Consider the following 19,489-nt stretch of genomic DNA (forward strand, 5'->3'; position numbering starts at 1 on the left):
GGCGGTCCGTCAGTCAGCCTGCCCGGGGCCGTCGGTGGGCAACCCGAGGGCGTCCGCGAGGCCGTCGGTCCCGGTGCCGAGCTTGCGGTGCACCGCGGCCAGCCGCTGCTTCACCAGCCCCACCGGCAACTTGAGCTGTTCGGCGATCCGCTGCGGCGGCATCCGGCGCACCGCCAGCTCGGCGATCTGGCGCTCCTGCGGGTTGAGGGTGTCCTTGGCGGGCAGCAGCGCCCGGCTGGGCTGCAGGCCGGAGGAGGACAGCACGTTGCGGGCCCGTACCTCCAGGCCGTCGGCACCGCAGTGCTTCGCCAACTCCATTCCCTGGTAAAGGTGTTCGGCGGCCTCCACGCTGCGGCCGACCTGCACCAGGGCGGCGCCCAGGTCGACCAGCGCGTGCGCGTGCTCGTAGCTCGCCGGGGAGCGGCCGAGCACCGCCACCGCCTCCTGGAGCAGCTCCACCGCGTGCGGGCCCTCCCAGACGCTGGCGGCCAGCCGCAGCGCGGTGCCGATCGCCGAGGGCGAGCCGGACTCCCGGGCCCGGGCCACCGCGTCGTCGCCGTTCTTCCGGGCCGACGGCAGGTCCCGGTGCGCCATCGCCACCGCCAGGTGCCCGGCCCACGGGGCGTGCACGGTGGAACGCCAGCCGCGCCGGTCCAGCCGCATGCCGGTCTCGGCGAGCACCTCCACCGCCATGTCGTACTCGTGGCGGGAGATCAGCAGCTTGCCGTAGATGGTGGCGACGTCCGGGAGCAGCAGCGCGGTCTGGTGGTAGGGCGGCGCGAAGTGGTACTTGCGGGCGATCTCCCAGGCCTCCTGGTCGCGGCCGCGGGCCAGCAGGGTGTCGATCAGCGTGCCGACCAGGTTCAGCTGCAGCGGCAGGCCGTCGCCCATCCGGTCGGCGATCCGCAGGCCGCGGCGGAGGAAGTCCTCGGCCTCGGGGAGGAAGCCGCGGCGCAGCCGGGCGAAGCCCATCAGGAAGTAGGCGAAGCCGCGGTGCGCGCCGCTCCACCCGGCGATCTCGAACTCCAGGATGGCGGAGCTGAACAGCTTCTCGGCGCGGGCGAGTTCGTCGTTGTAGGCGAAGCACAGGCCGAGCAGGGCGGGCAGTTCGAAGTTCCAGGTGGTGTTGGTCCAGCCGAGGCCGCGCGGCAGCTTGCCGTCGCACAGCGCGCTCTCGGCGGCGTTCAGCGCCTCCGCGGTGTTGACGCCCTTGAGGGTGAGGTCCCAGGCGTGCAGTGCGCGGAGGGGTCGGGCGGCCTCGCTCTCCGGGTCGACCTCGGCGGTCAACCGGGCGACGTGCTCGGCCCGTTCGGGGCCGTTCTCCTCGTCCCGCTGCAGGGCGGTGTACAGCAGGTGGGCGACCAGCAGGCGGAGCCGGCCGGGGCCCTCGGGGGTGTACTCGGACTCCTCCAGGCAGAGCGCGGCGGCCGCGACCAGGTCGCCGCTGTGGGCGATCACCTCGGAGAGCCGGAACACCGCCTCGACCCGCAGGTCCGGGCTGAGGCCGTCCTCGATGTCGAGGGCGCGGCGCAGCTGGTTGGCGGTGGACTGCGGGTCGGTGAGCAGGCTGGCGCAGGCCAGCTCGTACAGCACCTCGGCCCGGTCGTCCTCGTCCGGCGGCTCGTTGAGGGCGCGCTCCAGGCAGCGGCGGGCGGCTTCGGGGGCGCCGATGGCGAGGTTCTCGGCGGCGGCCCGGCGCAGTTTGCGGACGATCAGGTCGTCGCCCTCGCCGGGGTGGGTCTCCAGCAGGTGGCGGGAGGCGGCGAGCAGCGAACCGCCGCTGTTCTCGATCACGTTGGCGGCCATGCCGTGCATGCCGGCCCGGACCGCGGGCTGGATCGACTGGTAGATGGACGTGGCGATCAGCGGGTGGACGAACTCCAGCCTGCCGTTGGGCTGGCTGGTGAGCACCCGCAGCCGGCGCAGTTCGCGGACGGACTCGGAGGCCTGGGCGGGACCCTGGCCGCAGATCGCGGCGGCCAGGTCCTCCTTGATGTCGGTGCCGAGCAGGGCGGCGGCCCAGGCGAACCGGATCGCGGTGGGGCCGAGCTTGTCGAGCCAGTAGTCGAAGCCCTCGCCGCGGGCGGCCGCGGCCAGGTCGCGCAGCCGGGGCGAGTTCTCGTCGACCGGTTCGAGGTTCTGGTCGCGGACCTCGCGCAGCAGCGCCACCGTGTCGTACGGCGCTCCGGCGGTGACCGCCCAGACCTGGCGGCAGAACGCGTCGTCGGCCTCGGCGAACTCGGCGTGCACCAGTTCGGCGATCGACACCGGGCTGAGCGGCCGCAGCTCGTGCTGGCGCACCGCCTGGGCGGCGATCTGGTTGGCGAACGGCTGGCCCTCGGCGCTGAACTCCTCGCGGTAGGCGAAGGCCAGCAGCACCGGCAGGTCGCGGGCGCGCAGCGCGAAGGAGGCGAGCCAGGCCAGCGACTCCTGGTCGACGGCGTGCAGGTCGTCGATGGCCACCACCAACGGGGCGCGCCGGGGCGCGAGTTGGGTGATGACGAAGTCCAGGCCGTCGTGGATGCCCTGCGGGTCGATGCGTTCGACCTCGTCGGAGGGCGGTTCCAGTCCGACCGCGGGCGCGACGATGTTGTACCAGTTGCCGAACACCTCGGCGCGCTCGGCCTCGGTGAGCTCGCCGAGCACCGGCAGCAGCAGTTGCCGCAGCACCCGGAACGGCGCCTGCCGCTGCCGCTCGTTGCCGCGCGCGAACAGCACGGTCGAGTCCTTGCGGGCGCCCGCGATCCGGCGGACCTGCTCGAGCACCGAGGTCTTGCCGATGCCGGGCTTCCCGTAGAAGACCAGCAGTTCACCGATCTTGGTGCCGCCCGCGGCGAACTCGCGGCACAGCCGGTCCACGGCCTGCTCGGCGGACCGCAGTTCCTGTTCGCGCTCCCACAGCTTCTCGCCGGCGTCGCCCGCCCCGGCCGCCCGCTGCTGCTGCGGCCCGTTCTGCTCTTCGGCCACGTCCGTCCACCCTCCGCCTCGCCGTCCGGCACTCCGTTCCCGGCCTTAGCGCCGCCGGGGGCCGTGCGGGCGACGTTCGTGCAGGCTAGCGACCTGACGCAGGGTTAGTCGGCGGTGCCTCGGGCAAATGCCTTACAACTCAGGACATCTGACGATCCGATCGGATAACGTTCGGGCCTCAGGGGTGTAGTTGATCTTAGTGAGGGAAGGCCATCGGCCGGGCCATGAGCCCCTGCACTTCGACGCACCGGCAACAGGCTGCTCTGGAGACACGTTGGCTGCCATACCCCCGCTTTTCTGCCCCATCCCGTCGGCCCTGCACCCCGGCCACGAGGCTGTCGGGAAGAGCACCGAACTATGGCTGGACTCCATGGGCTTCACCGGGGACACCGACCGCCGGCAACGCCTGCTGGCCATCGGCGCCCACGAGTTCGTCTGCCGGATCGCCAAGGACGCAGAAGGCACGACGGGGCTGGAACTGGTCTCGCAGTGGCTGTGCAGCATGCTCACGCTGGACGACGAGTGGGACACCGGCAGGCTCAGCCGCGACCCCTCGCGTGTACTCACCATAGCAGCCACGCTACTGGCTGTTATCAACTCCGCGAATTCCCACCCGCACGAATCGGACATCTACGTCGCGTCGGTCCGCGACGTGTTCCGCCGGGCCCGCGAGTGGGCCCCCGCGCTCTCCGTGAAGCGGTGGGCGGACAGCCAGCTGGAGTCCTTCATGGGCGCCGCCGCCATCGTCGCCTACCGCGCCCAGGGGCGGACCATGACCCTGGCCGAGTACCTGACGGTCGGTCCGCTGGACCGCGGCAGCCGCTCCTGCATCGAGATCATCGAGGTCTGCGAACGCACCGCGATCCCGCAGTCCCAGCTGGACTCGCCGCGGGTGCACGCGCTCACCGAGGCCGCCAAGTTCCTGGTCCTGGTCTCCGCCGACCTGTACTCCTACAAGCGCGAGGACAGCCACAACGCGCTGGAGAGCAACGTGGTCGACGCGCTCCAGCGGCACCTGGGGTGCGGACGCGAGCAGGCCCTGCTGGAGGCCGCCGCCCTGCACGACCGCACCATGTGCCTGTTCCTCCGACTGGCGGACCGCACCGCCCGCCGCGGCGGCCCCGAACTCCGGCGCTACGTCCAGCAGCTGTCCAACCTGGTGAGCGGGAACCTGGAGTGGGGCTTCACCTCCGCCCGCTACACCGACCGCACCCCCGGGATCGTCCCGGTGGCCGAACGCGCCGACCGCCCCGCCGACGGCCGGCTCACCCCGCCGCCCTACCCCGAGATCGCCTGGTGGTGGGACCAGCTCTGGTGACGCCCGCGGTGCCCGAGGGGGCTCTCCGCTCCGTCCGGACACTCGTCACCCCGGGATCCCATCACACAGCTCGCCGCGGCTCGGGGTCCGCCACGCGTGAGCCCGGGATCCGCTCCGGGTGGCCCACGACGGCTGGCGGGCGACGGCTCGGCGTGATCCCGTCGTTGGCAGATCCGACCCACCGTCAAGGAGCGAAAGACCATGACCATCGCCGTCGACAAACTCTCCGACCCGGCCGTCCGTCGCCTGCTCGGCGCCGTCAACTCCGGCGACCGGACCGCCTTCTTCGCCGGCCTCACCGAGGACGCCACGATGTCCGACGACGGCTCCGAGCGCGACCTGGCGGACTGGGTCGACCGGGAGATCTTCTCCTCGCACGGGCACATCGAGGTGCAGAACGAGAAGGCCGGCGGCCGCGCGCTGGTCGCCGACTACCGCAACGACACCTGGGGCGAGATGCGCACCGCCTGGCGCTTCACCGTCGCCCCCGACGGGCGGGTCAGCCGCTTCGAGACCGGCCAGGCCTGATCCCGCCGGGCCCCGCCGCGGCACCGAGGGTCCGCCCCGAAGGTGCCGCGGTCCCGAGGAGCCGTCAGGCGCGCGCCGCCAGGCACCGGTGGACGGCCGCGATCAGCGCCCGCGAGCGGATGTCCCCGGTGACGCCCGGCTGCATGCCGTTGGTGACGTAGCCGAAGCCGAGGCCCAGCTCCGGGTCCGCGAAGCCCAGCGAGCCGCCCCGGCCGGGGTGCCCGAAGCTCCCCGGGGAGGCCATCGGCGAGGTGCCGCCGTGCCGGAAGAAGCCCTGGCCGAACGTGGTGTTGACGATCAGCACCCGATCCGGCCCGTGCACCGAGGGGCCCGCCGCCTCGGCCAGCGTGGCCGGTTCGAACAGGGCGGGCAGCCGCTGCCCGGGCGCGTCCGCCCGGTCGGCGGCGCCGATCAGCGCCGCGTAGAACCGGGCCACCGAGCGGGCGGTGCCGATGCCGCCCGCGCCCGGCACCTCGACGGCCTGCACCGCCGGGTCGTTCAGGTCCACGCTGCTGCGCACCGAGCCGAACGACCGGGCGGTCAGCGAGCGCGGGTCGCGGTAGGCGTCCACCACGGACTGCTTGGGGCGCATCCGCATCCCGTTCGGGGCGACCTTCGCCGCCTCCGGCGCGGGCAGGTCCACCAGCCGGCCGACCCGGGCGGAGGCGGTGGCGGGCAGGCCGATCCACAGGTCCAGGCCGAGCGGGTCGGCGATCTCCTCCGCGAAGTACCGCCCCACGCTGCGGCCGCTCACCCGCCGCACCACCTCGCCGACCAGCCAGCCGAAGGTCAGCGGGTGGTAGCCGTGCGCGGTGCCGGGCTCCCAGGCGGGGGTCTGGGCGGCGACCGCGGCCGCCGCCGGGTCCCAGGCCAGCACGTCCTCGATCCGCAGCGGCACGTCCAGCGCGGGGAGCCCCGCCTGGTGCGACAGCAGCCAGCGGACCGGGATGCGCTCCTTGCCGGCCTGCGCGAACTCGGGCCAGTACGAGGCCACCGGCGCGTCCAGGTCCAGCTCCCCGCGCTGGGCGAGGTGCAGCGCGGCGGCGGCGGTCAGCCCCTTGGTGACCGAGCGCAGCACCTGCGCGGTGCCCTCGCCCCAGCCGACCGCCGGCGCCGGACGGGCTCCCACCTCCGGACGGGCGTCGCCGCCCCACAGGTCGACCACCTTGCGGCCGTCCAGGTACAGCGCGAAGGCCGCGCCCAACTCCCCGTACAGCCGGAAGTTGTCCGCGAACGCCTCCCTGACCGGCTCGAACCCGTCCGCCGTGTATCCCTGGATCTCCACCCGTCCACCCTATGCGCCATCCGCGGCTACTCCACCGTCCACCCGATGTGGCCGATGCCGGTGGAGTAGAAGGCGCAGTGACCGGAGGACTCCTCGACCCGGCCCGGCTGGACCGTCACCGAGTTGCCCGTGACGTCCGGCGCCAGGCCGCAGACGATGTCCGCGTGGAAGGTGATCGGGCCGCCGGTGTTGTTCTGGCAGTCCACTCCCCCGTACAGCGGGTCGTTGTTGTGCACCCAGGTGGTGCAGTCCAGCCCCGAGCGGATCGCGGCCGGTGCGGCCGGCGCCGCGGCGGCGGGCAGGACGGTGCCGGCCGCGATCAGCGCGGCGGCGAGGGACAGGACGGTGGCGCGGTGCTTCAACTCTGCTCCCGGTGACGAGGACTGATGGTCCGACGGACTCCTTCCCGGACCGATCCCTGCGTATACCAACTCTTTCGGGTGATCCGACTCCGGGCCAGAATGGCGGGCATGGACGACTCCGCCACCAACCTCGACGAGATCCTCGACGTGGTAGACGAGCAGGACCGGGTGCTGCGCACCGCGCCCCGCTCCGAGGTCTACCGCGACGGCCTGATCCACCGCTGCGTCTTCATCCTGGTCCGCGACCCGCAGGGCCGGATCTTCACCCACCGCCGCACCCCCACCAAGGCCTTCGCCCCGAACTACTACGACTGCTTCGTGGGCGGCGTGGTCGGCGCCGGCGAGAGCTACGCCGACGCCGCCGTCCGGGAGGCCGAGGAGGAGCTCGGCGTCACCGGCGTCCGCACCCGCCCGCTGTTCCGCTTCCTCTACACCGACGGCGACCGCTACACCTGGTGGTCCGACGTCCACGAGGCCGAGTGGGACGGCCCGGTCTCCCCGCAGGAGTCCGAGGTCGGCTGGTACGGCTGGCTCACCGAGACCGAACTCGCCGACCGCCTGGACACCTGGGACTTCGTCCCCGACGGCCGCGAGGCCTACCGCCGCTACCAGGAGCTGCGCGCCACCGGCTGACCTGCCCCGATCCGCGCTGTCCCCCGCCGCCCCCGACGAACTAGGGTGGGCGGCATGGCTTCCCGTACGCCGTCCGTGGCGCCCCGCGCGGAGGAACAGCGACCCGCCCGCACCCCCCGGCGGCGGCTCAGCGTCGACGAACGCCGCGAGCAGCTCATCGCGGTCGCCCTCGAACTGTTCTCGGACCGCGCCCCCGAGGACGTCTCCATCGACGACATCGCGGCCGCCGCCGGGGCCTCCCGCCCGCTGGTCTACCACTACTTCCCGGGCAAGCAGGCGCTCTACGAGGAGGCCCTGCGGCGGGCCGGGCGCGAACTCGCCGGCCGCTTCGAGGAGCCCGCCGACGGCCCGCTCTCCGAGCGACTGCTCCGCGTCATGGGCCGCTACCTCGACTTCGTCCAGTCGCACGCCGCCGGCTTCACCGCCCTGCTGCGCGGCGGCTCGGTCGCCGCCAGCCCCGACGCGGACGCCGTCATCGACCAGGTCCGGCGGGCCGCGCAGGAGCAGATCCTGCTCCACCTCGGCCTGCCCGAACCCAGCCCCACCCTGCGCCGCACCGTCCGGGCCTGGATCGCCAACGCCGAGATCAGCTCGCTCGACTGGCTCACCGATCGGCCCGTCCCCGCCGAGACCCTCCAGCTCCAGCTGGTCCAGGAACTGGTCGCCGCGCTCGCCGTCGCCGCCACCCGGGACCCCGAACTCGCCACCCTGCTCGGTGAGTTCTTCGCGTCCGAACGCCCCGACGGCCCCACCGGCCGGCTGGTGCGCGACCTCACCGCCACCCTGGCCACCCCCGCCCTCACCGAATCCCTGCTCCGCCTCGCCGGCCCGCCCACCCCCTGAGCCGGCCCCGTCGACGTCCCCGCTCCCCCATCACCCCCACTGGCCCCAGCCGTCCCTCCGCTCCACCCGACCCAACTTCTTGAGTCGTCCACGTCTGATAAAAAGTGCCTGAACTGTCCACACCCGAGAGCGAGGGGGCTCGGCGAATGACGCAGGACGGCTTCGCCGCCGCAGACCGGATCACGGCCACGCTGGACGCGGCGTGCGCCGCACTTCTCGGCAGCCGCGCCACCCACTACCCCGTCGACGCGCTCATCGCGTTCCGTCGGTCCCAACACCCCGCTGCCAAAGCGCTGTTCGGACTGCGGATCAGCCAGATCGGCCCCGGCCTGCTCTCCGTTCCCCGGCTGGGCACGGTGGTCGAGGTGGCCGGCACCCGCCGCCCGAACGCGGCTGCGGGCCGCGAGGCCGTGCCGGTGCTGACCACCCGTTTCGGTGCGTCCGCACTCGGCCTGTCCGACGTCCCGTCAGCCTCCGCGCTGCACCTGTCGGTCGAGCCGAGCGCGCCGTCCGGCGAGCCGACCGTCGGCTTCACGCCGGCCCTCGCCGCACTGGCCGAGCCGCGGGTGACGGTCGCGCCCGACGAGTTGCCGACCGGCTCCGGCGTGGAGGCACGGCTGGTGGTCCCGCCGGCCTTCCACACCCTGACGGTCCGCGGGTCGGGCAACGCGCTGTCGGCGCACCTGGCGGAGACCGCCGAGGAGTTGTTCTCGGGCGCGTCGCCGGCCGAGCGCAACGACTTCGCGGTGGTCGCGGCGGTGCTCGCCGAGCAGTTCGCGGCGGCGGAGGTCGCGTACGCGGGTGTCGGCGCACTGCTGGTGAACGGCCGGCGTTCGCGGGTCTCGCTGGTGGTCTCGACGGTTCAGTGTGCGCAGCCGATCCAGGAGTTGGCGGTGGAGCTGTCCACCGAGCGCCCGGCCGCCGAGGTGTGGACGGTGCTGCTGCCGGCCGGCCCGGCGGCGGTCCTGGTGGAGAGCCGCGCGATGCCCGCGCTGAAGGAACTCCAGGACGGCAGCGGAGTGGTGGCCAGCACCGCCGTCGAGGCCTTCGTCCCGATGCCGGACGGCGCCACCGTGCTGACCGTCCAGCTCACCACCTCGGACGCCGAGGACTGGGACCTCTACACCGCGGTCTTCGCCGACCTGCTCTGCTCGATCCAACTCGCCTGGGACGGCGTGGCGGTGGCGCCCGCCCCGGTTCCGGTCGGACGGGCGATCCCGGCCCAGGCCGCCGCTCCGACCCCTCCGGCCGCCCCGGCCCCGCAGCCGGAGCCGCAGCCGGAGCCGCGTGAGGCGCGGTCCGGTACGGCGGTCCGGGTGCCGCCGGCCGACTTCAACCCGTTCGCCACCCCGGCGCCGGCCGACCTGCCCGCGCAGGCCGCACCCGCCCCGGCCGCGCCGCAGCAGACCTACCAGGCCCCCGCCCCCGCCCCCGCCCCCGCCCCGGCCCCGGCCGAGCCCGCGCCGGTCCTGGCCTCGCTGGATCAGGCGGCCGCGCCCGCTCCGGCGCCGGCTCCTGGCTCGGACGAGGACAGGCCGAAGGGCACCCTGGTCAAGGTCCCGCCGGCCGACTTCAACCCCTTCGCCATGGCCGCCCCGCCGCCCGCGACTCCGGCACCCGCAGCACCGGCTCCGGCCGCCGACCCCTTCGCGGGCAGCGACCCGTTCGCGGCGAGCGACCCGTTCGCCTCGCCGGACCCGTTCGCCGCGGCTCCGCCCGTTCCGGCCACGGCTCCGGCTCCGGCGCCGGCCGCCGAACCGGAGGCCGCCGACCCGACCAAGGGCACCCTGGTCAAGGTCCCGCCGCCGGACTTCAACCCCTTCGCACCCCCGGCCCCCACCCCAGCCGCCGCAGCCACCACCGACGGCGAGGACGACGGCCAGCCGAAGGGCACCCTGGTCAAGGTCCCGCCGGCCGACTTCAACCCCTTCGCCATGGCCACCCCGCCGCCCGCGACTCCCGCACCGGCCGCAGCGGCCCCGGCTCCGGTCGCCGCGGCCCCGCGCCCGGCAGCCGCGGCGGACCCGTTCGGCACCACGCTCTCCTCCGAGCCGTCGGACCCGTTCGGCACCGTCACCGGCCCGCCCAGCGGAATCCCGCCGCGGCCGACGGCCCCGCCGATCGTCCCGGCTCCGGCCCCGGCCGCGGAACCGGAGGCCGCCGACCCGACCAAGGGCACCCTGGTCAAGGTCCCGCCGCCGGACTTCAACCCCTTCGCACCCCCGGCCCCCACCCCCGCCGCCGCAGCCACCACCGACGGCGAGGACGACGGCCAGCCGAAGGGCACCCTGGTCAAGGTCCCCCCGGCCGACTTCAACCCCTTCGCCATGGCCACCCCGCCGCCCGCGCCCGCCCAACCCCAGTCTCCGCCGCCCCCGCCCGCCACCAGCCCCTTCGGCTGATCCCACCCGACCCGAACGGCGAGCCGCCCCGCGGCTCGCCGTTCGCGTTCCCGCCGGTCGGTGCGCCCGCCGGAAGGACCGCCGGGCCGGAGCGACATGGCGAGGCGGCCCGCGTCGGCCGCCTCCGAGCCATCCCATCCAGCCTGACGAGCCGTCAGTCCCCGGTCCGCTCCCGGTCGATGCGTTCGGCCAGGGCGGCCATCCGGTGGACCGTCTCGAAGTAGTGGGCCGCGTAGGGGTCCTGGGCGAAGGCGGGGAGGATTCGGGCGAGGGCGGCGAGGCGCCCGCGGAGGTGGGCGCGGTGGCGGGGGTCGAGGGGGCCGTCGAGGACGGCGGCGGCGCTGCCGGCGAGGACGGCGTGCAGGGTCACCAGGCATTGGCCCCCGGGTTCGCGCTGGTACCAGGCCGGGGGGAAGGGCATGGTGCTGACCTCGTCCCAGAGTTGCTCCAGGAGGTCGGTCCGGTCGTCCGCCATGGCGATGATCATGCCGTACGACGGGCCACAGGGGAACGCATCACACGCACATCTTCCTCACCTGACCCCCGCAGCACGCCCCACCCACCTCCATCGGGGAGGCCACGGTGCGCGGCCCCCGCCGAGCGGCCAGGTCGTGCCCCACCCCTGCACATGCCCGCTCCTCCCCCACCGGACCGGAGCTCTTCATGCGCAGACGTCGGTACCGTCTCTCCCTGCTCGCGACCGCGGGTGAGTGGCGAGTTGACGCGGCCTCAGGCGCGTCGGGCCAGGTGGACCACATCCGGCACGCCGCGCTCGACCGCGATCTCCTCGGTCCGGACGCCGGTGAACCCGGCGTTCCGCAGTGCCTGTTCGAAGGCGGTGGAGGGCCGGGCGCTCCAGACCGCCAGTACCCCGCCGGAGGTGAGCCGGGCGGCGGCAGCGGCCAGACCGCTCGGGCCGTACAGTCCGGTGTTGTCCTCGGTGACCGTCCAGTCGGGGCCGTTGTCGATGTCGAGGCAGAGCGCATCGTAGCGCTCGCCGTCGGCGGCGAGGTGCGCGACCAGGTCGGCGGGCACCACCTCCACCCGGGGGTCGTCCAGTGCCCCTGCCGAGAACGCGCCCAGCGGGCCGGTGCGGTGCCAGTCGATGATCGCCGGCTCGCGCTCCACCACGGCGATCCGCCCCCAGCGCGGTTCGGCGGCGGCGTGCGCCAGCGAGAAGCCGACGCCCAGCCCGCCGATCAGCACGCTCGGCCGCGCCGTGTCCAGTTCGTCCAACGCGGCCTGGACCAGCAGCCGTTCGGAGCGGCCGTCGGCGGTGTCCATCAGGAAGCAGCCGTTGGCGATGATCTCGTACTGCCCGCCGCGCCGCCGCAGCACCACCTCGCCGTACGGGCCCTCCCGTCGGTCGACCACTTCGGCCTCGGGCAGGCCCTGACGGGTGGGCAGCAGGGACATCCGGCAACTCCTGGGGGCATCGGCACCGATCGTTGACCTACCGACCCTAACCGACCGACCCGGTCACCGAACGCTACGCCCGCCGCGGGCGCTACCCCTGCGGATCGGGCGTCACGCCCGCCGGGGCGATCGGCGCGCCGCCCTTCACCTTGGGGCTGCGCCGGCCGCGTCGCTCCAGCCATCTGGCGAACCAGGACAGCAGCAGACACATGCCGATGTACACGGGGGCGATCACCATCACGACCGGGATGAACGGCAGGTCGTAGTCCAGGTTGGTGGCGATCAGCTTGCCGGCGTGCAGGAACTCCTCGTAGGTGATGAGGAATCCGAGCGAGGTGTCCTTCAGCGCCACCACCAGCTGGCTGACGATGGTCGGCAGCATCGCCCGGTTCGCCTGCGGCACCAGCACGTACGCCATCACCTGGGTCTTGCGCAGGCCCAGCGCGTACGCCGCCTCCTTCTGGCCCTTGGGCACCGCGAGCACGCCGGCCCGGAACACCTCGGCCAGCACCGAGCCGTTGTAGAGCGTCAGACCGGCGACCAGCGCCCACATCGCCGGGACCTTGAGGGCCACGAAGATGAAGAAGATCATCACCAGCAGCGGCATCGCCCGGAAGAACTCCACCACCACGGTGGACACCCAGCGCACCGCCCGGTGGTCGGAGAGCCGGCCGACGGCGAACAGCGCGCCGAACGGCAGCGCGAACAGCACCGTCCAGCCGAACGCCTTCAGGGTGTTGCCCAGGCCGCGCAGCAGCAGTTCCTGAACGCCCTTGTACTGGAAGGGCGACCACTTCGCGGCCGTGAACTGGTGGGTGTGGAACAGCATGTACACCACCCAGCCGAGCAGCGCCGCGATCACCACCAGCGCCAGGATGCCGTACAGCCGGTGCCGGGCCAGCGCCTTCGGTCCGGGCACGTCGTACAGCGCGGAGGACTCCACCGTCATCGGGACACCGCCACCCGTCGCTCCAGCAGGTTGAACAGGGCGCTGATCGACAGCGTCAGGATCAGGTAGCCGACCGCGATCCAGACGAAGGTCCAGACGATGCTGTAGCCCAGCTCGTTGATGGTCCGGTAGCTGCCGAGCAGTTCGACCACGCTGAACGACCCGGCGATCGCGGTGTTCTTCGCCAGCGCGATCATCACGCTCCCCAGCGGGGCGACCACCGACCGGTAGGCCTGCGGCAGGATCACCAGGCCGAGGGTCTGACCGAACGTCATGCCCAGGCTGCGCGCCGCCTCGCCCTGCCCGGCCGGCACCGTGTTCACCCCGGAGCGCAGCGCCTCGCAGACGAACGCCGAGGTGTAGCAGCCGAGTGCGAGGACCGCGAAGGTGAAGAACGGCAGCGTGATGTGGAACCGGGGCAGGCCCAGCACCACGATGAAGAACAGCAGCGTCAGCGGGGTGTTGCGCAGCACCGTCACCCACCCGGTGCCGAACACCCGCAGCGGCTTGACCGGCGAGACCCGGAAGCCCGCCATCAGCACGCCGAGCACCAGCGACAGGGCGGCGCTGACCAGGGTCAGCCAGAGCGTGCCGAGGAACCCGTGCCAGTAGGTGGACCAGTTGTCGGTCAGGACCTTCATCCGTGCTCCCTCCCTACTGGTACCGGTCGATGGGCGGCGGCTCGGGCGCGGGCACCCCGGACAGGCCGAGCGTCGCGTCGTAGGCCTTCTTCCAGTCGCCGTTCTCCTCGTGCCGCTGCAGCGCGTCGTCCAGCGCGAAGCGCAGCACGGTGTCGTTCTTCGGCACGCCGATGCCGTAGGGCTCGGAGGAGAACGGCTGCCCGGCGATCTTCAACTCGTCCGGCGCCTTCGCCGCGTAGCCCTGCAGGATCGCGTTGTCGGTGGTCACCGCGTCGACCTGATTGCTGATCAGGTTGTCCACGCAGGCCGAGTAGGTGTCGTAGCCGATCAACTTGGCCTGCGGGTAGTCCTTCTGGATCCGCTGGAACGGGGTGGACCCGGCCGCCGAGCAGACCTTGCGGCCGGCCAGGTCCTGCGGGCCGTTGATCTTGGTCTCGTTCTTTCGGACCAGCAGCGCCTGCCCGGCGACGAAGTACGGCCCGGCGAAGCCGACCAGCTTCTTGCGGTTGGCGTTGATGGTGTAGGTGCCCACGTAGTAGTCGACCTGTCCGTTCTGCAGCGCCGTCTCGCGGTTGGCGGAGGCGATGGTGCGGAACTCGACCTGCCCGGGCCCGAAGCCCAGGTCGGCGGCGACCATCTTGGCGATCTCGATGTCGAAGCCGGAGTACACGCCGCTGGCCGGGTTCTTCTGGCCCAGGTACGGCTGGTCCTCCTTGGCGCCGACCACCAGGTGGCCCCGCGAGCGGGCCGCGTCCAGGGTGGGCGAGCCGCTGATCGCGTCGGCGCTGCGCACCTGGTAGCTGGGCAGGGCGCTGGGCTGCGGGCCCTTGGGCGGCGGGGTGCCCTCCTTGCCGCAGGCGGCGGCCGCCAGCGCGGCGAGCCCCAGCAGCAGGGGCAGGACGTGTTTCCTCACCGGGCCCGCCTCAGTGCTTCAGGATCTTGGACAGGAAGTCCCGGGCGCGCTCGCTGTGCGGGTTCGCGAAGAACTCCTCGGGGACGCGGTCCTCGACGATCCGGCCGTCGGCCATGAACACCACGCGGTTGGCGGCGGAGCGGGCGAAGCCCATCTCGTGGGTGACCACCACCATGGTCATGCCCTCGGCGGCCAGCGCCCGCATGACCTCCAGCACCTCGTTGATCATCTCGGGGTCGAGCGCCGAGGTCGGCTCGTCGAACAGCAGCGCCTTCGGGTCCATCGCCAGCGCCCGGGCGATCGCCACCCGCTGTTGCTGGCCGCCGGACAGCTGCGCCGGGTACTTGTCCGCGTGCGCCTCCAGCCCGACCCGCTCCAGCAGCGCCCGGCCCTTGGCGTCCGCTTCGCGCTTCCCGCGCCTGCGCACCTTGACCTGGGCCAGCGTCACGTTCTGCAGCACCGTCTTGTGCGCGAACAGGTTGAAGGACTGGAAGACCATCCCCACCTCGGCGCGCAGCTTCGCCAGGCCCTTGCCCTCGGCGGGCAGCGGCCGCCCCTCGATCAGGATGGTGCCGCTCTCCACCGTCTCCAGCCGGTTGATCGCCCGGCAGAGCGTGGACTTGCCCGACCCCGACGGGCCGATCACCACCACGACCTCGCCCCGACCCACCGTCAGGTCGATCTCCTGCAGCACGTGCAGCTGCCCGAAGTGCTTGTTCACCCCGCGCAGCTCGATCAGCGGGGCGCCCGACGGCTGCCCCGCCGGCTGCCCCGCCGGTTCCTGCGGGGCCGTCACCTGGCGCGCCGCCCCTTCAGCAGCCAGCCGAGGGCCGTCCCCGCGAGCAGCGTCGCGAGCAGCGCGATCCACAACGGGGAGGTGACGGTGAACACCCAGAACTGGATCTTCACCTTCTCCAGGTTGGCGAACAGGAACCAGATCGCCAGCACCACGATGACGCCGATGCCGATGTACCGGGTCGGGATGCCTGCGATCTCACCACGGGGGGTGCCTGACGGAAAACCACCTGATGTCTTGGTCACTCCAGCAGTCTGCGCCCGCCCGGTCCACCGGTCGCCGCGCCACCACCGCCGCCGGCGCCCATTCACCCGTCCGCGTCACAACGGCCGTACGCCGGGCCGGTCCTGATCGAACACCGGCCCGGCGTGCGCCGCTGCGGCTACCGTTCGTCGCGCCAGGACCGCCAGAGCGCCGCGTAGGGCCCGCCGGAGGCCACCAGCTCCGGGTGCGGCCCGTACTCGGTGATCCGGCCCTGCTCGACCACCGCGATCACATCGGCGTCGTGCGCGGTGTGCAGGCGGTGGGCGATCGCCACCACGGTGCGCCCGGCCAGCACCCGGGACAGCGAGCGCTCCAGGTGCCGGGCCGCCCGCGGGTCGAGCAGCGAGGTCGCCTCGTCCAGCACCAGGGTGTGCGGATCGGCCAGCACCAGCCGGGCCAGTGCCAGCTGCTGGGCCTGGGCGGGCGTCAGCGAGGCGCCGCCGGAGCCGACCTCGGTGTCCAGCCCGTCGGCCAGCGCGTCCACCCACTCCTCGGCGTCGACGGCGGCGAGCGCGGCCCGCAGTTCGGTGTCGTCCGCCTCGGCCCGGGCCAGCCGCAGGTTGTCGCGCAGCGTGCCGACGAAGACGTGGTGCTCCTGGTTGACCAGCGCCACTTCGGTGCGCACCCGCTCCGCGGGCATCCGGGACAGCGGGGCCCCGCCGAGCGTCACCCGGCCGCGGCCGGGGGCGTAGATGCCCGCCAGCAGCCGGCCGAGCGTCGACTTGCCGGCGCCCGACGGCCCGACCAGCGCGACCCGGCTGCCCGGCTCGACGTCCAGCGTGATGTCGCGCAGCACGTCCGTCCCCTCGCGGTAGCCGAAGCTGACCTGCTGGGCCTCGACCCGCCGCCCGTCCGGCCGGAGGGCGGCGTCGGTGTCCGGCTCGGCGACCTCGCGGACGCCGACCAGCCGGGCCAGCGAGGTCTGCCCGATCTGCAGTTCGTCGTACCAGCGCAGGATCCGGGAGACCGGGTGGACCAGGGCCTGGGCGTACAGCACGCCGGTGGTGAGCCGGCCCGGGCTGATCCAGCCGTGGATGGCGAACAGCCCGCCGAGCACCAGCGTGCCGAGCAGGGCGAGCGCGTAGGTGCCGTCCACGGTGGGGAACCAGACGGTGCGCAGCCACAGCGTGTACCGCTCCCAGGAGATCCACTCGCGGATCTTCCGGTCCGTCAGTTCCACCCGCCGGTCGCCGAGCCGCAGCGCCTCCACGGTGTGCCCGGCGTCGACCGTCTCGGCGAGCACGGTGTTGACCGCGGCGTACCCGGCGGACTCGTTGCGGTAGGACTGCGGGGCGCGCCGGAAGTACCAGCGCGAGGTGAGGAACAGCAGCGGCAGGCCGAACACGGCGGTGGCTGCGAGCAGCGGCGACGTCACCACCAGGGCGCCGAGCACCAGCACCACGGAGACCATGGCGACCACCAGTTCGGGCACCGCGTCGCGCACCGAGCGGGCCAGCCGGTCGATGTCGGTGGTGCCGCGGGAGACCAGGTCTCCGGTGCCGGCCCGCTCCAGCACGCCGAGCGGCAGCGCCACCGAGCGGACCAGGAAGTCCTCCCGGAGGTCGGCCAGCACCTCCTCGCCGAGCACGCTGCCGCGCAGCAGCGACAGCCCGGTGAACGCCGACTGCACCAGCAGCGCGGCCAGGTACCAGGCGACCGCGGCGGTGATCCCGCTCGCGCCGCCGTCGGTGGACAGCGACTCCACCAGCGAGCCGAGCACGGCCGGCCCGACCAGCCCCGCCACCGTCGCCGTTCCGTGCAGGGCCACCACTTGGGCCAGACCGCCCCGGTGACGCCGCGCCAGCATCCGCCCGTAGGCCCGGACGGCCGAGGTGGAGCCGACCGGCAGCGTGGTGACCGGCCCCTGCTCGTGGATCTTCGGGGGCTTCACGGTTTGCTCCTTCGGGACGGCGGGCGGGCGGCGGGAGAAGCGGCGGCACGGGTGGCGGCACGGGCGGCGGACGGCGGACGAACGCCGGGCGGGCGGGCGCCGGGGATCGGGCCAACGACGGTCGGGCGGACGGGAGTCGGGTGGGCGGCGTTCACTCGGTGCCTCCCACCGTGCTGGGCACCGGCGAGGCCGGCTCGCTCTCGTCCCGCGTGACGACGGCGCGGTAGCGCGGGTCGGTGGCCATCAGTTCGCGGTGGGTGCCGCCGGCGGCGACCCGGCCGTGCTGGAGCAGCAGCACGGTGTCCGCCTGGTCGAGCAGCAGCGGGCTGGTGGCGAAGACCACCGTGGTGCGCCCGGCCCGCAGCTCGCGCAGGCCGGTCGCGATCCGCGACTCGGTGTGCGCGTCGACCGCGCTGGTCGGCTCGTCGAGCACCAGCACCGGCGGGTCGGCGACCAGCGAGCGGGCCAGCGCGAGGCGCTGGCGCTGGCCGCCGGAGAGCGAGCGGCCGCGTTCGGTGATCCGGGCCGCCATCGGGTCTCCGCCGGATTCGGGCCAGCCGTCGACCAGGGCGTCCAGAGCGTCCTGGGCCCGGGCGGCGGCGAGCGCGGCAGCGGGGTCGACCCGGCCGGAGCGGGGCACGTCCAGCAGGTCGGCGAGCGTACCGGAGAGCAGCACCGGCTCCTTGTCGTGGACCAGCACGGCGGCCCGGGCGGCGGCCAGCGGCACCGCGTCGAGCGCGACGCCGCCGAGCCGGGCGGCCGGCGCGGGCCGCTCGCCCTCGCCGAGGGCGGGCTGCCCGCCGAGCCGGGCGGCCAGCTCGCCCGCGACGTCCGGGTCGCCGCAGACCACGGCGGTGAGCCGGCCGGCCCGGACGGTGAGCCCGCTGACCGGATCGTGCAGGTCGGACCGCCCGGCCCGCCGCACCAGCTCCGCCGCCGCCTCGGCGGGCAGCGCCTCGGCGGTGGTCGACGCTCCGTCAGCCGTGGTGTCGGCAGCGGCGGCGTCGGCCGCTCCGTCCCGGGTCAGGGCGAGCACCCGGACGGCCCGGCCGGCCGAGACCCGGGCGACGCTCCAGGCGTGCGCGGCCTCGCCGAGGACGCGCAGCGGGGCGGCGAGGAAGACGGTGGCGCCGTAGACCGAGATCAGCTCGCCGACGCCGATCGACCCGTCCAGGGCCAGTCGGGCGCCGTACCACGTCACCCCGATGATGAACAGGCCTGGCAGCAGCACCTCCTGGGCCTGCATCACGGCCCACGTCCGCGCGGTGCGGACGGCGGCGCCGCGGACCTTCTGCGAGGCGGCCCGGTACCGGCGCAGGAACAGCTCCTCGCCGCCGATGCCGCGCAGCACCCGCAGGCCGGCCACCGTGTCGGCGGCGAGCGCGGAGGCCTTGCCGCCGAGCGCGCGCTGCTCGCTGTAGCGCCGCTCGAACGGCCCGAGCAGCGGCCACACGGCGGCGGCCAGCACGGGCACGCCGAGCAGCACGGCCAGCCCGAGGCCGGGCTGCCAGCACAGCACCGCGATGCTGACGCCGAGCCAGGCCAGCACCGCGCCGTACAGCCGGGCGGTGAGTTCGACGTACCAGCCGATCTTCTCGACGTCTCCGCTGGAGACGGCGACGATCTCGCCGGTGGCGATCCGCCGGCTCAGGCCGGCGCCGAGCGAGGACGCCTGGCGGGCCATCAGCTGGCGGACCTGGGAGGCGGCCTGGATCCAGTTCCAGACCACCTGGCGGTGCAGCAGCACCGTCATGACGGCCTGCCCGGCGGACAGCAGCAGCGCGAGGCCGCCGGCCGTGAGCAGGCCGCGGGTGTCTCCGTCGACGACGGCCTGGACGCCGCGGCCGACCGCGACGGGCAGCGCGGCCATGCAGCCGAGTTCCAGCAGGCTCCACAGCGTGGCGAGCATCTGGCCGCGGCGCTGGGTGCGTTGCAGCCAGCGCAGGAAGGCGAGCGGGGAGCTGAGGTCGGGGCTGCCGGGGTCGGGCAGCGGCAGGGGGACGAGCGGCATGGTCGCTCCGTTGCGGGGGTGGGGCGGGGCGGATTGGCGCGGCCCGGCGCGTCCGGTGGACGTTCGGCGGCGGGGCGCGGGGGCGACTGCCGGCGCCCGTGGCGGGCGGCCGCAGCGCGTCGGAGGAGGCACGGCGAGGGGGTGGTCGGTGCGTCACATGCCGGTGAGCCTGGCCGCCGCGCTGTGACGCACGCAACAGGTTTTCCGGCGGATCGGCCTGATCCGGCCGTCGGCCCCGCACACTTTCATCCGTTCCGGGGAACCCACCCG

Annotated in this window: 17 protein-coding genes; 5 read left to right on the forward strand and 12 right to left on the reverse strand. The window is 73.9% G+C overall.

Annotation, left to right across the window (positions count from 1 at the left end):
* Positions 1 to 9: 9 nt before the first annotated feature.
* On the reverse strand, positions 10 to 2,967 hold the full coding sequence (locus BX266_RS07990) for an AAA family ATPase (protein WP_099898203.1): 2,958 nt from the start codon (positions 2,965 to 2,967) through the stop codon (positions 10 to 12).
* 370 nt (positions 2,968 to 3,337) lie between these two features.
* On the opposite strand from BX266_RS07990, the gene BX266_RS07995 reads away from it, so the two are divergent.
* Both BX266_RS07995 and BX266_RS08000 read left to right on the forward strand, forming a co-directional pair.
* Entirely contained in the window at positions 3,338 to 4,285 is a 948-nt protein-coding gene (locus BX266_RS07995) for a terpene synthase family protein (RefSeq protein WP_099898204.1), read from the forward strand.
* Between the two features lie 201 nt (positions 4,286 to 4,486).
* Positions 4,487 to 4,813: a hypothetical protein gene (locus BX266_RS08000; RefSeq protein ID WP_099898205.1), complete on the forward strand. Its 327-nt coding sequence runs from the start codon at positions 4,487 to 4,489 to the stop codon at positions 4,811 to 4,813.
* Between the two features lie 64 nt (positions 4,814 to 4,877).
* On the opposite strand, the gene BX266_RS08005 is transcribed toward BX266_RS08000, so the two are convergent.
* Both BX266_RS08005 and BX266_RS08010 read right to left on the reverse strand, forming a co-directional pair.
* On the reverse strand, positions 4,878 to 6,098 hold the full coding sequence (locus BX266_RS08005) for a serine hydrolase domain-containing protein (RefSeq protein WP_099898206.1): 1,221 nt from the start codon (positions 6,096 to 6,098) through the stop codon (positions 4,878 to 4,880).
* 26 nt (positions 6,099 to 6,124) lie between these two features.
* Positions 6,125 to 6,460, reverse strand: coding sequence for a hypothetical protein (locus tag BX266_RS08010; protein WP_099898207.1), 336 nt, complete (start codon positions 6,458 to 6,460; stop codon positions 6,125 to 6,127).
* A gap of 108 nt (positions 6,461 to 6,568) precedes the next feature.
* Here BX266_RS08010 and BX266_RS08015 point away from each other — a divergent pair, with 108 nt between their 5' ends.
* The 3 genes from BX266_RS08015 (at position 6,569) to BX266_RS38420 (ending at position 10,338) form a co-directional block, all read left to right on the forward strand.
* The gene (locus BX266_RS08015) at positions 6,569 to 7,093 is read left to right on the forward strand and encodes an NUDIX hydrolase (protein ID WP_099898208.1); all 525 of its coding nucleotides are present in this window, start codon (positions 6,569 to 6,571) and stop codon (positions 7,091 to 7,093) included.
* Positions 7,094 to 7,147: 54 nt separating this feature from the next.
* Complete coding sequence (locus BX266_RS08020) at positions 7,148 to 7,936, forward strand: TetR/AcrR family transcriptional regulator (RefSeq protein ID WP_099898209.1); 789 nt, start codon at positions 7,148 to 7,150, stop codon at positions 7,934 to 7,936.
* Positions 7,937 to 8,082: 146 nt separating this feature from the next.
* Positions 8,083 to 10,338: a hypothetical protein gene (locus BX266_RS38420; RefSeq protein ID WP_180290416.1), complete on the forward strand. Its 2,256-nt coding sequence runs from the start codon at positions 8,083 to 8,085 to the stop codon at positions 10,336 to 10,338.
* A gap of 154 nt (positions 10,339 to 10,492) precedes the next feature.
* On the opposite strand, the gene BX266_RS08025 is transcribed toward BX266_RS38420, so the two are convergent.
* From BX266_RS08025 to BX266_RS08065, 9 genes are all read right to left on the reverse strand, one after another.
* Positions 10,493 to 10,813 (reverse strand): hypothetical protein, encoded by a 321-nt coding sequence (locus BX266_RS08025; protein ID WP_143686885.1) that lies wholly within the window; start codon positions 10,811 to 10,813, stop codon positions 10,493 to 10,495.
* A gap of 254 nt (positions 10,814 to 11,067) precedes the next feature.
* Entirely contained in the window at positions 11,068 to 11,754 is a 687-nt protein-coding gene (locus BX266_RS08030) for a spermidine synthase (RefSeq protein WP_099898211.1), read from the reverse strand.
* Positions 11,755 to 11,845: 91 nt separating this feature from the next.
* Positions 11,846 to 12,703 carry an amino acid ABC transporter permease gene (locus BX266_RS08035; protein WP_099898212.1) on the reverse strand — a complete coding sequence of 286 codons (858 nt, stop codon included), beginning with the start codon at positions 12,701 to 12,703 and terminating at the stop codon, positions 11,846 to 11,848.
* Positions 12,700 to 13,344, reverse strand: a complete 645-nt coding sequence (locus tag BX266_RS08040) for an amino acid ABC transporter permease (RefSeq protein WP_099898213.1) — start codon at positions 13,342 to 13,344, stop codon at positions 12,700 to 12,702. Before BX266_RS08040 ends, BX266_RS08035 begins: the two co-directional genes overlap by 4 nt.
* A gap of 13 nt (positions 13,345 to 13,357) precedes the next feature.
* A complete protein-coding gene (locus BX266_RS08045) occupies positions 13,358 to 14,257 on the reverse strand; it encodes a glutamate ABC transporter substrate-binding protein (RefSeq protein ID WP_099898214.1) in 900 nt (299 codons plus the stop codon).
* 10 nt (positions 14,258 to 14,267) lie between these two features.
* On the reverse strand, positions 14,268 to 14,996 hold the full coding sequence (locus tag BX266_RS08050; RefSeq protein ID WP_099907548.1) for an amino acid ABC transporter ATP-binding protein: 729 nt from the start codon (positions 14,994 to 14,996) through the stop codon (positions 14,268 to 14,270).
* A 53-nt stretch (positions 14,997 to 15,049) separates the two neighbouring features.
* Positions 15,050 to 15,298 (reverse strand): LapA family protein, encoded by a 249-nt coding sequence (locus BX266_RS08055; protein ID WP_099898215.1) that lies wholly within the window; start codon positions 15,296 to 15,298, stop codon positions 15,050 to 15,052.
* A 137-nt stretch (positions 15,299 to 15,435) separates the two neighbouring features.
* Positions 15,436 to 17,208 carry an ABC transporter ATP-binding protein gene (locus BX266_RS08060; RefSeq protein ID WP_099898216.1) on the reverse strand — a complete coding sequence of 591 codons (1,773 nt, stop codon included), beginning with the start codon at positions 17,206 to 17,208 and terminating at the stop codon, positions 15,436 to 15,438.
* A 151-nt stretch (positions 17,209 to 17,359) separates the two neighbouring features.
* The gene (locus BX266_RS08065) at positions 17,360 to 19,219 is read right to left on the reverse strand and encodes an ABC transporter ATP-binding protein (protein WP_099898217.1); all 1,860 of its coding nucleotides are present in this window, start codon (positions 19,217 to 19,219) and stop codon (positions 17,360 to 17,362) included.
* Positions 19,220 to 19,489 lie beyond the last annotated feature (270 nt).

Origin of the sequence: Streptomyces sp. TLI_171 (assembly GCF_003610255.1) — a bacterium.
GTDB lineage: Bacteria > Actinomycetota > Actinomycetes > Streptomycetales > Streptomycetaceae > Kitasatospora.

Bases quoted from the DNA above. Each gene is read 5' to 3' on its own strand.
- BX266_RS07995 (WP_099898204.1), top strand. From the start codon at position 3,338: ATGGGCTTCACCGGGGACACCGACCGCCGGCAACGCCTGCTGGCCATC.
- BX266_RS08000 (WP_099898205.1), top strand. From the start codon at position 4,487: ATGACCATCGCCGTCGACAAACTCTCCGACCCGGCCGTCCGTCGCCTG.
- BX266_RS08015 (WP_099898208.1), top strand. From the start codon at position 6,569: ATGGACGACTCCGCCACCAACCTCGACGAGATCCTCGACGTGGTAGAC.
- BX266_RS08020 (WP_099898209.1), top strand. From the start codon at position 7,148: ATGGCTTCCCGTACGCCGTCCGTGGCGCCCCGCGCGGAGGAACAGCGA.
- BX266_RS38420 (WP_180290416.1), top strand. From the start codon at position 8,083: ATGACGCAGGACGGCTTCGCCGCCGCAGACCGGATCACGGCCACGCTG.
- BX266_RS08025 (WP_143686885.1), bottom strand. From the start codon at position 10,813: ATGGCGGACGACCGGACCGACCTCCTGGAGCAACTCTGGGACGAGGTC.
- BX266_RS08030 (WP_099898211.1), bottom strand. From the start codon at position 11,754: ATGTCCCTGCTGCCCACCCGTCAGGGCCTGCCCGAGGCCGAAGTGGTC.
- BX266_RS08035 (WP_099898212.1), bottom strand. From the start codon at position 12,703: ATGACGGTGGAGTCCTCCGCGCTGTACGACGTGCCCGGACCGAAGGCG.
- BX266_RS08040 (WP_099898213.1), bottom strand. From the start codon at position 13,344: ATGAAGGTCCTGACCGACAACTGGTCCACCTACTGGCACGGGTTCCTC.
- BX266_RS08065 (WP_099898217.1), bottom strand. From the start codon at position 19,219: ATGCCGCTCGTCCCCCTGCCGCTGCCCGACCCCGGCAGCCCCGACCTC.